The sequence below is a fragment of the Bacillus sp. FSL M8-0025 genome (assembly GCF_037975475.1).
Classification (GTDB): domain Bacteria; phylum Bacillota; class Bacilli; order Bacillales; family Bacillaceae; genus Bacillus; species Bacillus subtilis.
On record NZ_CP150258.1, the window covers coordinates 3,390,347 to 3,405,884 of the forward strand.

A 15,538-nucleotide genomic window follows, 5' to 3' on the forward strand; every position below is an offset into this window, starting at 1 on the left:
TTGCCATTAAGCTTCGTGATGTTTTTGAAGATGAAGCGGCGGCGGGATGAGCCAGCCTTTGTTTTTTAGCAGCCTTAAGTATTTTGCGCCGGTTGCCGCTTTCGACATATGAAATTGCCCAAACATCATGGCAATATCCTCACGAATCGATTGCCCCATCATTTTACTGCATGTCACAAGACCTGCTGCATTTTCTGCTGCCGCGGAGGCCGCCACATCCGGATCGAGAAACCGTGCGCCAGGCGGAATGTCGTTAAGGTCTGCTGTCGGCGGTTCAGGAGAAGCCGGCGGCAGCGCCACCCCGTTTTCTTTCAGGATCTTGCTGACCTGTTTGATTTCATCTTGGCATTTCTCAATAGACTCACGAAGCAGCTTCTTCAGGTCGTCATCACCGACATGATTCAATAGCATTTGGTAATTGCCGACCATTTTATTGCCCGCCATCACATAACTCCACAAGCCGAATACCTCACCGTAATGCATCGGTTCATCCTGCGGATTTCCGCTTAAAATACCCATGTTCATCCTCCTCCCATATTCAATATTGCACATTTCATAACGTGCCCAAGCGGAGGAACATTTATGTTTCAGCGGAAAAGATTTATGAAATGAAACAAAACAAAAAAGACAAGAGTGGCAAGTTGCCAAACCATTGTCTTTCCTGTTGTTTGATTGGACGCACTGAAGGGATTCGCGCCCCGACAGACAAGATACCGGAAACCATTCAAGTGCTTTTTAGTATGAGTCATTGATTCTGTCTTTAATAAACTTTAACGAGATGGCGGGATGCTTTGCGGAAAACGAAATACATTTTCGGGGTCATATTTCGCCTTTATTTCTCGAAGCCGCGCAAAGTTTGCGCCATAATATTCTTTTCCGAAGTTTTCAATGTTTTGATCTGGAACATTAACATATGAACCTGCTACATATGGTTGCATCAGCTGACGCACTCTTTCAACTGATGCAAGATTTGAATCTTCTTGTGATTTATTTTTCCAACTAGCCGTCCATTCCGTATAAAATAATGGATGGCGCCAAAAAAAGGCAGTTTCGTCTTTAGGGACTCTGCTTATAGCACCACCCCAATTGATAAAAAAGAAATTGGCTTCTGTTCCAGTAGCATCTTCCAAAAATTTTCTCATGATTGAAATGGGTTCGTCAGACCAAAAATCATGACCCCAAGCCGAGGAGAATTTAACACTCTGATCATTTCTGCCAGGGATGGGTTCGTCAGGGTCTAAGAAATCTATAGCATCTGGATAGTATAATGTTTTGATATCTGCTTCTGTTGGAGTTCCCGCATGTAATAAAGGTTTTAATAATCGAATCAATTCAGTTTTCGAACCGAGGAAAATTCCTTCTGCATGACACAAACCATTTATTTTGCTGTAAATTTCAAGGTAGCATCCTAATCGTTCATCTACAAACGGAGCCCATTTCTGCCAAGCTTTAAATACCGTTTCTAATTGTTCCCACGGCCAGATAATATTGAAGACGGTTGCAGTTTTAGGGGCACGATGAACTTTGAATGTATATTGGGTATTATATCCAAAGTTACCTCCTCCTCCGCCTCTAGAAGCCCATAGCAAATCCTCATTGTGAGATTGATCTGCGTGAATAATCCTTCCTTTTGCATCTACCGTTTTCAGCGCGAGAAGGTTATCACTTATAAGGCCAATCGATCGTGAGAGTACACCAAATCCACCGCCCATCGTAATTCCCCCGATTCCAACTGTTGGGCTATCTCCAAACGGAGCCATAAAACCGTCTCGAGCTAATCCCTTTACAAGCGGGCCAACGGGAATACCAGTTTGAACGGTTGCAATCGCGTTTTCTTCATCTAAGAAAACTTTATTCATGTCACTCACATCAATAACAATTCCTCCACTTACTACTGAAAGGTTCTTATCTAAAGCATGGCGACCGCTTCTGACACGTAAGGGCACTTTATTCTCACGAGCCCATTTAATAGCATTACTTACATCGTATGAATTTTGCGCAAAAACAAAGACAAGAGGATAGACATCCACATAAGGGTTCCAATTCTTAATAGCCTCTGTATAGCCGGGGTCTCCTTTGAAGATTACACGCCCTGTCAACTGTGTTGATCCCATATATTATTTCACTCCCAAAGAAATTCGATTCAGATACTAAAATATGCAGGAGCTGGATAATCGCATAGACAAATGATCTACGAACTATAAATATAATACGCTAAGGCCTTTTTCGTCGGTAAGGTCTGCTGAGAAACATTTTTCAAACAATTTTAAGCAAACTTCCTGTCCAATCTTCCAACAAGCGTTTTTTCTTATCGTTTTTAGGAGCAGTGTCCAGTTTTTTTTCGGAGTGAATATTCGTTTAGGCCAAAAGAAAAGAGCGATGAAGAAGTGTTTAGTACCAGAGGTATACATCCATACAACAGACTCTAGATCATCATATACTGAATGTATGTAGAAAGGAGACATCAGCTTTGGCAAAATATCGGATTATGACCTTTGACGGCGGCGGTACCTTAGGTGCTTTAAGTTTACAACTATTAAACAGATTGGCTAGGCAAAACCCGAAGTTAATTAGTCGAACCCATGTATTTTCGGGAAATTCAATCGGTTCATTTACTGCCCTTGCATTAGCAAGCGGAAGATCTCCGAGGGAAACACTTCAGTATTTTGAGGATGAAATCCTACCCGCATTCAGCATTTCCCGGCCAGGCGGACCTGTTTTCAACCAACAATTACCCTATTCCGGTTTTATTAAAGCGGTAAGAAATTTTTTCCCAGCAGATCTTCAACTTATAGATTTAAGAAAACGAATTGTTGTCCCATCATTCAAATTATACTCTCAAAAACTGGACCGTTGGACTCCTGTCTTATTTCACAATTTTCCCGGCTCTCCCTATTTAAATGAAAAAGTGAGTGATGTCATACTGCGGAGCAGCGGTGCTCCCGCGACGCAACGCGCCTATCAAAACTACGTGGACGGATATGTAGTAGCAACGAATCCCAGTACAGCCAGTATCGCGTTTGCAGTTGGTAAAGCCAACGTGCCATTGGATCAAATTGCGGTATTGTCCATCGGAACAGGTGAAGCCCCGACTCGGTTAAGAAGAGATACGAGGGGATGGGGAATGGTAAGTGCAGATAACATACGTCCCGAAAATCTGAAGAACCTTCCTCCAAATTGGGGAGTCCTTTTGGACAGGTCGCCTAATGAACCTTTACTGCCATTTCTTCAGATGATTGCTGGCGGTAATGGGTACTATGAATCCATGGTCAGTGCGAATCTTCTGGGAGATCGTTTTTTCCGGTTAGATCCGCGGATTCCGAACTTCTCCAAAACGGACCCTGCCGTCGTTCCCGCTGTCATTGAAATTGCGAACAAAACCAACTTACAGCCTGCAATTCAATTTATAGAGAAGAACTGGGGAAGCAAATAAATTTTTATTTTAAAACTATTCTCGCTTATCCAATTTTGTCCGAGAGAAGATTCTCAAAATAAATACAGGCAATGGGTAGAACCGGATTTTTTTAAAGGTTTGTTAATCACAAGCTAATAAGATGAATGAAAAACTCAATTCATACTTCTTCTTTTGAAAGTGAGGGTTCAAACTAAAGAATATAATTGAAATGTTACTCTAAGGTATGCAATTCCCTTTTTCACACAAAAAAGACAAGAGCGGCAAATCGCCAAACCCTTGTCTTTCCTGTTGTTCTATTGGACGCGCTCGGAGGGATTCGAACCCCCGACAGACGTGGTACCGGAAACCACCGCTCTATCCAACTGAGCTACGAGCGCAGAATGACTGCGTTATGAGAACGTCAGCACAACTAATTATACGATAATTCCATTCAAATAACAACCCTCTATTTCGAGAGGCCGTTTTTTAAATAGACAAAGCATCTTAATTGGCAATCTGACATACGATGGTTTGAACCCCTGTATTTTTGGGGAAAATGAGAAAAAGAGACGACTTTGCATATCAGGCCAGCTTTTTGTTTGACCTTTATTGACCAAAAATGTATCATGTAACTACATACTTACCTAAAAGGTGAAGGAGGAGCATTATGAATTTAATACCTACAGTCATTGAACAAACGAACCGCGGGGAAAGAGCGTATGACATTTATTCTCGTCTGTTAAAGGATCGTATCATCATGCTTGGATCTGCGATTGATGACAACGTTGCGAACTCCATCGTGTCACAGCTTTTATTCTTAGCAGCAGAAGACCCTGAAAAAGAAATTTCTCTTTACATCAACAGCCCGGGCGGCTCTATTACAGCCGGTATGGCGATCTATGATACCATGCAGTTTATTAAGCCGAAGGTATCTACAATTTGTATCGGTATGGCTGCGTCAATGGGCGCGTTCCTGCTTGCAGCCGGCGAAAAAGGCAAACGCTATGCGCTTCCAAACAGTGAAGTCATGATTCACCAGCCTCTTGGCGGTGCGCAAGGTCAGGCGACAGAAATTGAAATTGCCGCGAAACGCATTCTCTTGCTTCGCGACAAATTAAACAAAGTCCTTGCTGAACGTACTGGCCAGCCGCTTGAAGTGATCGAACGCGACACAGACCGTGATAACTTCAAGTCTGCTGAAGAAGCGCTTGAATACGGCCTGATTGACAAAATATTGACTCACACAGAAGACAAAAAATAATCAACACAACCTGCAAGAGCTGCGTCTCTTGCAGGTTTTTTCATTTCAAGGAATTGACTCCCTTAAACACTTTTTATTCTATACTGCTCCCATTCCTCATGTAACAGCTCAAGTGTCAAATCATTCGTCTGCCTCACAACTAGATCAGCACCAAGCATCGGCTGTCCTTGACCGACTCCAACCGCAAACATCCCGGCAGATTTGATTGCAGAAATACCTGCTTCTGCGTCTTCTATTGCCGCGCAATCAGCAGGGGAAACATCGAGCATCGCTGCAGCTGTTAAAAAGATGTCAGGATCAGGCTTCCCCTTCGCAAGAGTCGTCGGATCAACAATGGCATCAAAATCATCGATAATTGCCAAACGTCTTAAAATCTTAGGAGCATTGCGGCTTGAAGATGCTAACCCGATTTTTATATTTTCGTTTTTCAATTGACATAGGAGCCTGCCAATCCCCGGCAAAAGATCTTCCGGCGTCAATTTGCTGATCAGCGTTTGATAATCGTGATTTTTCCGATGCATAAGTTCTTGTTTCTCCGCATTTGTATACCTAGTTTCCGCACCGCCAGAGATCAAGATGCTTTCAAGTGACTCTTCTCTGCTGATTCCTTTTAGCCTTTCATTCATGTCTCTGTCAAAAGGGATATTGATTTGTTCTGCGATGTGCTTCCAAGCGAGAAAATGATATTCAGCCGTATCTGTTATCACTCCGTCTAAATCAAAAATGACCGCTTTCATATACTAATGCCCATCACAGCTTCATAAGGTTTGAGGCTAATACTCTTTAAGTCAGCCCGCTCCTGCGGATAGTTTGAAATCAGCACTTTCCAACGCTCATGAATCAGTTCTGGAGGCGCTTCGAACAGAGCCTTTTCTTCCGATAAATTCACAACGACAAGAAGCTTTTCCCCTTGATATTCTCGAAGGTAAGAAAAGACCTGCGGATCATTCTCCTGCAGCAGCTGATAATCGCCATATATCATAATCTTATATTGCTTTCGTAATTGAATGAGCTTCTGATAGTAAAAGAAAATCGAATCTTGATCTTCCAAGGACTCTTTCACATTGATAGCTTGATAGCGGGAATTTACCGGCATCCACGGGTCTCCGGCTGTGAATCCCGCATGTTTTCCGGCATCCCACTGCATCGGTGTTCTCGCATGATCCCTTCCTTTTATCATCACGGCTTTGACAAACTCTTTTTCTGACATCGTTTTGTTTTCGACGACTAGTTCACGATATGCATTCTTTATTTCAAGATCATCATACATCTCCAGCCGCATATCGCTGTTGACCATGCCGATTTCTTCTCCCTGGTAAATAAACGGCGTTCCTTTCATGCCGTGCAGAACCGTTGCAAATGCCTTCGCACATTCCTTACGCAGCTTCCCGTCATTGCCCCAGCGGGAAATAACCCTCGGCTGGTCATGGTTCTCAAAATACAGGGTATTCCAGCCAACATTCATTAACCCGGTCTGCCACCTTGTCATCGTCTTTTTTAAAGCAATCAAATCAAACGGCTTGATCTGCCATTTCCCATTTGGCGAGTTTTGTTCTGTATCAATATCCATATGTTCAAATGTAAAGATCATATTCAGCTCTTGCCTGCTTGCATCTGTGTACTTTTTCGCCTCTTCAATATCAGAGCCGTTTGCCTCTCCAACTGTCATGCAGTCATAATGAGAAAGCACTTCCCTGTTCATCTCTTGAATAAACTCATGAAGACGTGGGCCGTTAGAGTGATAGCGGCCGACAATATAGCTGCAGCTGTGATCCGTTTCGTAGTCCGGAAAATCGGTGTATTTAGAAATAGAGCCGATCACATCCATCCGCCAGCCGTCAACGCCTCTATCCATCCAGAATCTCATTACATCATAAACTTCCCGGCGAACGGCTTCGTTTTCCCAATTTAAATCAGGCTGTTTTTTCGAAAAGTAGTGCAAATAATACTGCCCTGTTCCTTCATCGTATGTCCACGCTGAGCCTGAAAAGATCGATCCCCAATTATTCGGCTCTGAGCCGTCCGGTTTAGGATCTTTCCAAAAATAATAATCCCGGTAAGGATTGTCCTTCGACTTGCAGCTTTCAGCAAACCAAGCATGCTCATCTGATGTGTGGTTCACGACCAAATCCATGACGATTTTCATTCCGCGTTTATGGACTTCATCAATCAGCTGAAACATATCTTCATTTGTCCCAAACTTTTCGTACATGTTTTTGTAATCGCTGATATCATATCCGTTGTCATCCTGCGGGGAATCAAATACCGGGGAGAGCCAGATGACATCCGCCCCGAGATTTTTGATGTAATCCAGCTTTTGAATCACACCTTGCAAATCCCCGAATCCATCTCCATTGGCATCATAAAAACTGCGCGGGTAAATTTGATAAACGACAGCTTCTTTCCACCATTCACTCATTAGGCGTTCTCCTTTCACATCGTCCCTGTAGGACAACTGGTTCCTCATAAACGTTCATGTGCAGCGGCTCGCCTTTTACAAGCTCAAAAATAACGCGCTTTTCGTCAACCGTCACATTGATTAATCGATTTCGATAATTGATGTTGAATGAATATTCGTCCCATTCTTTCGGCAAAAACGGAGCAAATGACAGCGTCTCATTCGCGGTGCGCATGCCTGCAAAACCATGAACGATTGCCAGCCAGCTCCCCGTCATTGAAGTAATATGCAAGCCTTCTTCCGTATCATGATTGTAATTATCAAGATCAAGCCTTGCTGTGCGCTTATATAATTCGAGCGCTTTCTTTTCCAGCTTGAGTTCGGCTGCGAGAATCGCATGGACAGAGGGCGATAGGCTTGATTCATGAACAGTCATCGGCTCATAAAATTCAAAATTTCGCCGTTTTTCTTCCATTGTAAAACGGTCATTAAAAAGATAAATGCCTTGGAGAACATCTGCCTGCTTAATAAAATTGGAGCGGAGAATCTTGTCCCATGACCAATTCTGATAAAGAGGCCGCTCCGCTGGATCTAATTCATCTACTGCTTGCAGGTCTTTGTCCAAGAACGTGTCATGCTGAACGAAAATTTGCAGTTCTTCACTATACGGATAGTACATGTGCTGGATGATTTCTCTCCAGACTTTCAATTCTTCTTCCTGCACATCCAGAAGGCGGCGTTTCTCCGCTGAGATACTTTCGAGACTTTGTAGAGTATACTCCAACGTCCAAGCCGCAATGACATTCGTATACCAATTGTTGTTAACGTTGTTTTCGTATTCATTCGGCCCTGTGACGCCATGGATCATATACTTATTTTTTCGTTTCGAGAAGTGAACACGGTCGGCCCAAAATCTGCTGACTGCCACAAGAACGTCTATCCCGTATTCTTCCATATAGTTACGGTCGCCTGTATAATTGATATAATTGTAGATCGCATAACAGATCGCGCCATTGCGGTGAATTTCTTCAAAGGTGATTTCCCATTCGTTGTGGCATTCATCACCTGTGAACGTCACCATCGGATAAAGTGCCCCCTTCATCCCCAATTTTGCGGCGTTTCGTTTGGCAGCCTCCAACTGATGATAGCGATACAAAAGCAGGTTTTTCGTCACCTCCGGCTCGGCTGTCGCCAAATACATCGGAACGGCGTACGCCTCAGTATCCCAATATGCGGCACCTCCATATTTCTCGCCAGTAAATCCTTTCGGCCCGATATTCAAACGGGCATCGCCCCCGTAATATGTCGAGAATAACTGAAAGATATTGTAGCGGATTCCTTGTTGAAGCTCCTCATCTCCTTTAATCTCAATGTCCGCTTTTGCCCATCTTTCCTTCCATCGATCAGTGTGCCTCCGTTTTGCTTTTTCATAGCCGTACTCAACCACATCCGCCAAAAGCTCCTTGGCTTTTGATAAAAGCTCTTCCTCACGAAAATCACGTGAAGTCGTGACAATCACAAACTTTTTCAAAGATGCCTTCGTTTGGTAGCTGTAGCGATTCTCGACATACATTTCATTCGTTTTAAAGCTTTCATTGACAAAACCCTCCGTCTCGTTTGCCATCGCGGCTAAAACCGTGAAGCGCGATGTTTCAAATGGATTTCCGATCGTTTTTGCCGCTAAATGGCCGCTGTGAGAATCAGCACCTTTCGCTTCCTCCTGCCAAAACTGTTCTTGGTAGTTAGAATCTTCATTTGCCACATTTCCATCCAGGTAAGGAACAAGCGTAATGACAGCATGTCCCGTCAGGCACTCCGCTTCATAATGAATCGCACAGAGTTCTTTTACAGCAAGGCTAAGAAACCGCTCTGACCTGATTCTGACGGTTTTATCTTGAATGCGGACAACAGCTTTTCGCCGCAGAATCCCCTCTTTCATATTGAGTTCTACCTCAAATGATTCGATTGGGTTTTGATGGAGATCGATTTTTTCACCGTCAACATATAGGCCTATGCCCATAAAGTTCATCGCATTGATCACTTTTCCGAAATATTCTGGATACCCGTTTTTCCACCAGCCTACTCGCGTTTTGTCGGGGAACCACACGCCTGCAATATATGTGCCTTGGTGACTGTCGCCTGAATAGCCTTCTTCAAAATTCCCTCTGACCCCCATATAGCCATTGGCAAGAGACGTCAGGCTTTCCAGCAGCCGTGTATGCTCCTTATTAAATGTATTTGTTTTGATTTTCCATTCATCAATCTCAAATAACCGCTGATTTATCATCATTTCCTCCCGAATGTAAGTTTCCATTATCACGGCGGGTTTTGGTCAAATATCTAAATGCAAAAGAAATCATCAAAGTAACGCCACACGAATGGATCATCAATACAGTAATCAAATCAAAATGAACCATGCCGATAGCAGCTGCCGCAAATGCCGGCAGTGCCGAGGCGCAAATCGCCGTAGATACTGCTTCCTTGAATGACGCAATAGAGATCATGTTTGATCTTTTTGTGATCCAGAGGCCACCTGCAAGAACAAACGTTAACAAAATTTGGATCATAAAGATTACCGCATATGCCAGCATCATGATCATCGGCTTATACTGTGCCAACCATAATGTATCGATCAAAACCTCTACATCATGGGCGTTTGGCTTCTCGAGCTTAACGTCCATTTTCGCATAGCCAACAGAAAACCCCGTTTCGTTTTGATCGGTGATCATCAGTTGATCAGGCTGAAATATGATGGCGTTTTCAAATCCAGTTACTTTCAATCGCCCATTTTCACCGCTTGTATCATATTCATGCTTCATATCGACCGCCATCACATTCTGCCCATCTTCAATTCTCTCAGAGCTCTTCCCGCCTGTTAGTTTTCCGTTCCTGATTTGAAAACCCTGTAATTGATCAGCAAATTGATCATTAACCCCTTGAATCGCTGACGGCATGAAAGATGCAACGCTGAAGCGATCCATTTTCACAAACGAAACCGTTAACGGCGCCATTAAGCAGGCCGTTAAAAATATAAATAGAAAAGAGAGCTGCAGCCAGCTGAAGGTATTCCCATAGCTGCAAACACCTGATGGAGATGCAACCGCTTTCAGGCAGCGGATGATAAAGCTTTTATTCTCCAGATTCTTCATCGAATTACCCCTTTGTTCCGCCGGCTGTCAATCCGGACACAAAGTTCTTTTGGAGAAAAAAGAATAGAACGCATATCGGCAGTGCGGCAAGGATGGCACCGGCTGCAAATAGAGCTACTTTTTGCTGCTGCGGATTAGAAATAAAGGATTGTAATCCTACAGCGATGGTCAGCCTTTCCGGTGAGCGAAGCAGAAATTTCGCCAGCAAATAGTCGCCAAACGGTGCCATAAACGCCCAAAGCGCTTGCACCGCGAGCATTGGCTTAACAAGCGGCAGAACAATTGAAGCGAAAATCCTCAGATGTCCCGCTCCGTCAATTCGCGCGGCTTCATCAATTTCTCTCGGCACAGTATCAAAATAACCTTTCATCAGCCACGTGTTCATCGGTATTCCGCCGCCGATATAGATGGCTGTCAAAAACCAGTATTGATCGAGTGCGCCTATCAGCATCGCCAAGACATAAAAAGCAGTCAGCGCTGCCATCGTTGGCACCATTTGAATGATTAAAAAGAATACCAGGCTCTTTTTTCTGCCCGCAAACCGATAGCGGCTGTACGAGTACCCGGCAAGCGTCACGATCGCAACCTGCAAAACCATAACTGATAGCGCGATGACAAGTGTATTGCTGTACCAATTGAGATAAAGCGTTTCGTCAAATAGCCGCTTAAAATGATCCAATGTCCAAGCACCCGAAAAATCGAGCTGAAAAGCCGCCGAATTCCCCACCCGGAATGCTGATGATGCCGTAATCAGCAACGGATATATAATGACAATACTTAAAAGCGTCAAAAAGAAATACGTAAAGATTCTATTAAGTAATCTGGCAGTTCTCGCGTTCACCTACATAACCTCCTCATTGCCAAAAGCATTCGATTTTTTGAAAGCAATTAGTGAAATTCCAATGACAATGAAAGAAATTAACAGTGTCACAGCCGCCGCAACGGAATATTGGGGTGATGTGCCTGTTGTCAGTTTATAAATCCACGAAATTAAGATATCGGTCGACCCGGCCCCGGCTCCCGCACTGCCTGGCCCTCCCTCATTAAATAAGTAGATGATCGAGAAATTATTGAAATTAAACGTATACTGAGTAATCATCACGGGTGCTGTCGCAAATAAAATCATCGGAAATGTAATATGCCGAAAACGCTGAATAAAAGTGGCCCCGTCAATCTTTGCCGCTTCATACAATTCACCTGGAATCGCCTGAAGCACTCCCGTTACCATGACATAAATATATGGAAAGCCAAGCCACGTCTGAATTATAATGAGGGCTGTCTTTGTCCAGAAAGGATCGGTCTTCCACGCGATCGCAGGCAGCTCTACAAACGGCAGGTGATTGAATAGTGGAATCACCTGTGCATTCACCGCTCCTATGCTGTCGTTAAACATGTTGGAAAAACTCATGATTGTAATAAACGCCGGAACAGCCCATGGAAATAAGAAAATCATTCGAAATATCCGCTTGCCTTTTATAAAATCCTGATTGACGAAAAGTGCCGTCACAATACCTAAAATGATTTGCAGCGTTGTTGCACAGATTGTCCAGATAACCGTCCAGCCCAGTACATTCACAAATGTTTCACGATAGGAGCCAAGGAAAAAAATATTTAAGAAATTTTTAAACCCGACCCAGTCAATCAGACGATTAGGCGGAATATGATAAAAATCATAGTTTGTACATGCAACAAACAGAGTCACCAAAACCGGAAAGATAATCACAAACACCATCATGATATATGCCGGCAGTGTAAATAGATATGGAAACCCTTTATCGCCCGCATGACAGATCATATCCTTGGCTGTTGTATTGACTTCCAAACCCGCCGCTTTCATAGCGGCGGTCTTACGTGAATCATGAATATTAAAGATATAGAACATGAGGAAAATCATTGTCACGATCAATTGCAGCGTGCCTTCAATCAGCATAAACAGCGAGTGGTCTTCACCGGGAACACTTCCCAATGTCATCAATCCGGTTAGCGCCTGTATACCGAAAACGCATAATTCAAAAGCAAACAAGCCTGTGATGGCAAGAAATAAGAGCCCCTTTGACAACTGCTGATTCGCAATCTGCCCAAGTCCTGGAATGATCGATAAAAGCCCTGCCTTTCGTTTTTGCTTTGTAAGTGTGTGATGTTTATTCATTTTTCCGCCCTCTATTCTTCCGGACGCTATCCCGCCGTTTTATTTCACATACTTTTCTTTAATATTTTCCTTTATGACGTTTACAGCATCATTAGCTGATGTTTGTGTCGATTTTTTTCCTGAAGCTGCATCAAAAATTAAACTTTCCGCTCCTGTCCATACTTCAGCCATTTCCGGAATATTTGGAGTCGGCGTTGCTGTTTCATATTGTTTAATCACAGCTGACGTCAGTTCATTCTTTTGCTCATCGGCTTTCTTCCTTGCAGCCGTGTTGGCCGGAACTTCGTTTGTATCCTCATAAAAAGCGTAAGCATTGGCATCATTTGCAGCATACTCAAGCCATTTTTCAGCCAGCTCGGGCTCTTTTGTATATTTCGAGGCAACCCAGCCCTTCCCGCCAGCAAAAGGGGCGTATTCTTCTCCATTTGGCAATGTCGGAATGGGAGCCGCTCCGTAGTTCAATTTAGCCTCTTTATAGTTGGCAGCTGACCAAGGACCGCCAATGATCGCAGCCGCTTTGCCTTCTAAAAACATCTGCTGAATAAAGTCGTCTGCGCTTGAATTGTCTTGCATTCCTTTCGGCCAATATGTCTCAAACCATTTCTCCGCATATTTCACCGCTTCTACAGCCCCTTTATTGTTCAGGCCGATGTCCCCGGAATCTGTGCCGTTTTTTCCAAACACATATCCGCCGTATCCAGCCAATAAGCCGTACGACATATAAAAGTCAGTCCATTTTGCTAAAAATCCGGTTGATTTTCCTTTTTCCGAAGCAAACGCGAATCGAGGATCTTCCGTTAACTTTTCAAGGTCTTTAAATGTTTTTGGCGCTGTTTTTAAAAGATCTTTGCTGTAATACAAAATAAGTGTCTCAATGACTAGCGGCATTCCGTACACTTTGCCGTCAACTGTCACCTGCTGCATTTCTTTATCACCAAAGCTTTTTGTATGAGATGGCTTAATGTCAAGCAAATGTCCTTGCTGTCCCAAACCGCCGATCCGATCATATGCAGCAAGCATAACATCAGGCGCATTACCCGCCGGGCCATCAAGAGGAAGCGCCTCCAACTGTTCGAACATTTGCTTTTCAACAATTTTTACTGTGACATCATTCTCTTTTTCGAACTTTGTTTTTATGCTTTCAATGTATTCTTTATACGTTTCTTCGACGGACACAGTCAGCACCTTTTTGCCATCAGCGCTTGCTGGATTTTTTGAACTTGAGCAGGCGGCAAGGCCGATTGCCAGGAATGATGCCGCCAATATGGCGAACCCCTTTTTTAAAAGAACCATCTCTTTTCCCCCTTCTATTTACGAAACTATAACAATTGTATTGTCCTATAGAAAGCGGTTACAACAACTTTTGATTTGTTACCGATAACAGAATGTTATACTGGGGCAGCAGCACTCAAAATCAAAAATTCTCCCGGCTGAACGGCAATGACATCGTGATGCTGAAGTGGCTGCTCTGTCCATGCATCACAGATTTTCTTATTCCTATCAATATTCAACTCTCGTAAACTGACGTGTTGAACCACATTCCCTTGATTAAAGAAATAAATCAGTATTTTTTCATCAAGAGTCCGCGAAAAGCTAATGAAATCATTTTTGTCGTCCAGCAGATTCCACTCAAGATGTCCTTCAGTCAATAAAGTGTTTTCCTGCTTGCGTAAAGCAATTAACCGTTTCATAAATTGCAGCATGTCTTGGTTTTGCTTCTCCTTTTCCCAAACCATACATTTCCGGCATAATGGATCATTTTCGCCGTCCAGCCCGATTTCTGTTCCGTAATAAATGCAGGGAGAACCTGCCTGAGCAAACATAAAGGCCAGCAATGCGCGTGCTTTCTTCTCATCATTGCGGCATCTGGTCAAAAGGCGCTTTGTATCATGGCTATCCAGTAAATTAAACATCACCTCATTGGCCTGCTTCATCCCATTCATCAAATGTGCATTGACACGGTGAGCCATACGTGAAGCTGAGATCGTCTGGTCAGCAAAGTATTCAATCATAGGCTCTGTAAAAGGGTAATTCATCGCCGCATGAAATTCATCCCCTCTAAGCCAGGGTTCGGCAGAATGCCAGATCTCACCTAAAATATAAACATCAGGCTTTTCTGCTGATACAGCCTGCCTGAATGTCTTCCAAAACACGTGATCCACTTCATTTGCGACATCCAAACGCCAGCCGTCAATGTCAAATTCCCGAATCCAGTACAAAGCAATATCAAGCAAATATTTCTGCACCTCGGGATTAGCCGTGTTTAGCTTCGGCATATCAGCTGTAAAAGCAAATCTGTCATAATTGTCGTCTGTGACGGGAAAAGAGTGAATATGGAACCAGTCCTTATAGCGGGATTGATCTCCGTTTTTGACGACATCCTGCCATTGCGGAGACGCGCTTCCTATATGGTTAAAAACCGCATCAAGCATAATTCTCATCCCCCGCTGATGCAGCTGGCTGACCAATGTACGAAAAAGCTCAGGATCCCCGAAATGCGGATCAATAGAAAAGTAATCCAGCGTGTCATATTTATGATTAGAAGGCGCGGAAAAGATCGGCGTCAGATAAATGCCGTTCACCCCCAAATCCTCTAAATAATCAAGCTTGTCAACAATTCCTTGTAAATCTCCTCCAAAAAAATCATTGACGTCCGGGTCCTTGCTCCCCCACGGCAATGCATTCTTCGGTGACAAGTCTTCTCTTCCATTTGCAAAACGCTCCGGAAAAATTTGATACCAAACCGTTGACTTGACCCATTCAGGCGCTTGAAATGTATCAGCCTCGTGAACAAACGGAAATTTAAAGTAATAATGAATCGTTTCCAGTGTTTTTTTGTTATAAGGGCATACACCCGAACTTCCGAAAAAGATGTCTTCATGATCGTCTGTTACAACAAACGCATATTGTAAACGCCTAAATGGCGGCACCACTTCAGCAAACCAATAGTCATGCATTTCTGTAGCAGCAATTTTCCTCATCGGCTGCTCGTTTGCCGACCATTTGCCGTCGTTGTACTCATAGGGATCACCCCAAATGAATCGAATGTGATCTGCATTACCTTTTTTCGTCCGAATCTTGATATGCACAGTCCGCCCATCATAAGAATAAGCATCTGTGCTGAATGGCTGGTGATGAATCGCTGCATATTCCATCATGTTTCCCCCTTTGATTTCCGTTTTATTGA

Annotated in this window: 12 protein-coding genes and 1 tRNA gene; 2 read left to right on the top strand and 11 right to left on the bottom strand. The window is 43.5% G+C overall.

Translation table 11 applies throughout. From position 1 onward, the window contains the following. Window positions 1-6: 6 nt before the first annotated feature. Both MKX38_RS17580 and MKX38_RS17585 read right to left on the bottom strand, forming a co-directional pair. The gene (locus MKX38_RS17580; protein WP_106073377.1) at window positions 7-519 is read right to left on the bottom strand and encodes a DUF3231 family protein; all 513 of its coding nucleotides are present in this window, start codon (window positions 517-519) and stop codon (window positions 7-9) included. A gap of 251 nt (window positions 520-770) precedes the next feature. Further along, window positions 771-2,114, bottom strand: a complete 1,344-nt coding sequence (locus tag MKX38_RS17585) for an FAD-binding oxidoreductase (protein WP_003228217.1) — start codon at window positions 2,112-2,114, stop codon at window positions 771-773. Between the two features lie 356 nt (window positions 2,115-2,470). On the opposite strand from MKX38_RS17585, the gene cotR reads away from it, so the two are divergent. Next, complete coding sequence (cotR, locus tag MKX38_RS17590; protein ID WP_015251166.1) at window positions 2,471-3,433, top strand: sporulation hydrolase CotR; 963 nt, start codon at window positions 2,471-2,473, stop codon at window positions 3,431-3,433. Window positions 3,434-3,716: 283 nt separating this feature from the next. Here cotR and MKX38_RS17595 read toward each other — a convergent pair. After that, window positions 3,717-3,792, bottom strand: a tRNA-Arg gene (locus MKX38_RS17595). Window positions 3,793-4,061: 269 nt separating this feature from the next. Here MKX38_RS17595 and clpP point away from each other — a divergent pair. Next, on the top strand, window positions 4,062-4,655 hold the full coding sequence (clpP, locus tag MKX38_RS17600) for an ATP-dependent Clp endopeptidase proteolytic subunit ClpP (protein ID WP_003228214.1): 594 nt from the start codon (window positions 4,062-4,064) through the stop codon (window positions 4,653-4,655). Between the two features lie 62 nt (window positions 4,656-4,717). Here clpP and pgmB read toward each other — a convergent pair whose 3' ends face one another. The 8 genes from pgmB to mdxD all read right to left on the bottom strand — a co-directional run bounded on the left by pgmB (window position 4,718) and on the right by mdxD (window position 15,509). After that, the gene (gene pgmB, locus MKX38_RS17605) at window positions 4,718-5,392 is read right to left on the bottom strand and encodes a beta-phosphoglucomutase (protein ID WP_024573363.1); all 675 of its coding nucleotides are present in this window, start codon (window positions 5,390-5,392) and stop codon (window positions 4,718-4,720) included. Then, window positions 5,389-7,074, bottom strand: coding sequence for an oligo-1,6-glucosidase (gene malL, locus MKX38_RS17610; RefSeq protein ID WP_339187871.1), 1,686 nt, complete (start codon window positions 7,072-7,074; stop codon window positions 5,389-5,391). Before malL ends, pgmB begins: the two co-directional genes overlap by 4 nt. Next, the gene (mdxK, locus tag MKX38_RS17615) at window positions 7,067-9,340 is read right to left on the bottom strand and encodes a maltose phosphorylase (protein WP_339189460.1); all 2,274 of its coding nucleotides are present in this window, start codon (window positions 9,338-9,340) and stop codon (window positions 7,067-7,069) included. Before mdxK ends, malL begins: the two co-directional genes overlap by 8 nt. Further along, window positions 9,318-10,202, bottom strand: coding sequence for a DUF1189 domain-containing protein (locus MKX38_RS17620; RefSeq protein WP_339187873.1), 885 nt, complete (start codon window positions 10,200-10,202; stop codon window positions 9,318-9,320). The genes mdxK and MKX38_RS17620 overlap by 23 nt, the downstream gene beginning before the upstream one ends. 4 nt (window positions 10,203-10,206) lie before the next feature. Continuing rightward, window positions 10,207-11,043, bottom strand: coding sequence for a maltodextrin ABC transporter permease MdxG (gene mdxG, locus MKX38_RS17625; RefSeq protein ID WP_339187875.1), 837 nt, complete (start codon window positions 11,041-11,043; stop codon window positions 10,207-10,209). Beyond that, window positions 11,044-12,351: a maltodextrin ABC transporter permease MdxF gene (gene mdxF / locus MKX38_RS17630; protein WP_339187877.1), complete on the bottom strand. Its 1,308-nt coding sequence runs from the start codon at window positions 12,349-12,351 to the stop codon at window positions 11,044-11,046. It abuts the gene before it with no gap. A 39-nt stretch (window positions 12,352-12,390) separates the two neighbouring features. Beyond that, window positions 12,391-13,644, bottom strand: coding sequence for a maltodextrin ABC transporter substrate-binding protein MdxE (gene mdxE, locus MKX38_RS17635; protein ID WP_339187881.1), 1,254 nt, complete (start codon window positions 13,642-13,644; stop codon window positions 12,391-12,393). A gap of 95 nt (window positions 13,645-13,739) precedes the next feature. Continuing rightward, window positions 13,740-15,509, bottom strand: coding sequence for a maltogenic alpha-amylase (mdxD, locus tag MKX38_RS17640; RefSeq protein WP_339187883.1), 1,770 nt, complete (start codon window positions 15,507-15,509; stop codon window positions 13,740-13,742). Window positions 15,510-15,538: the final 29 nt, after the last annotated feature.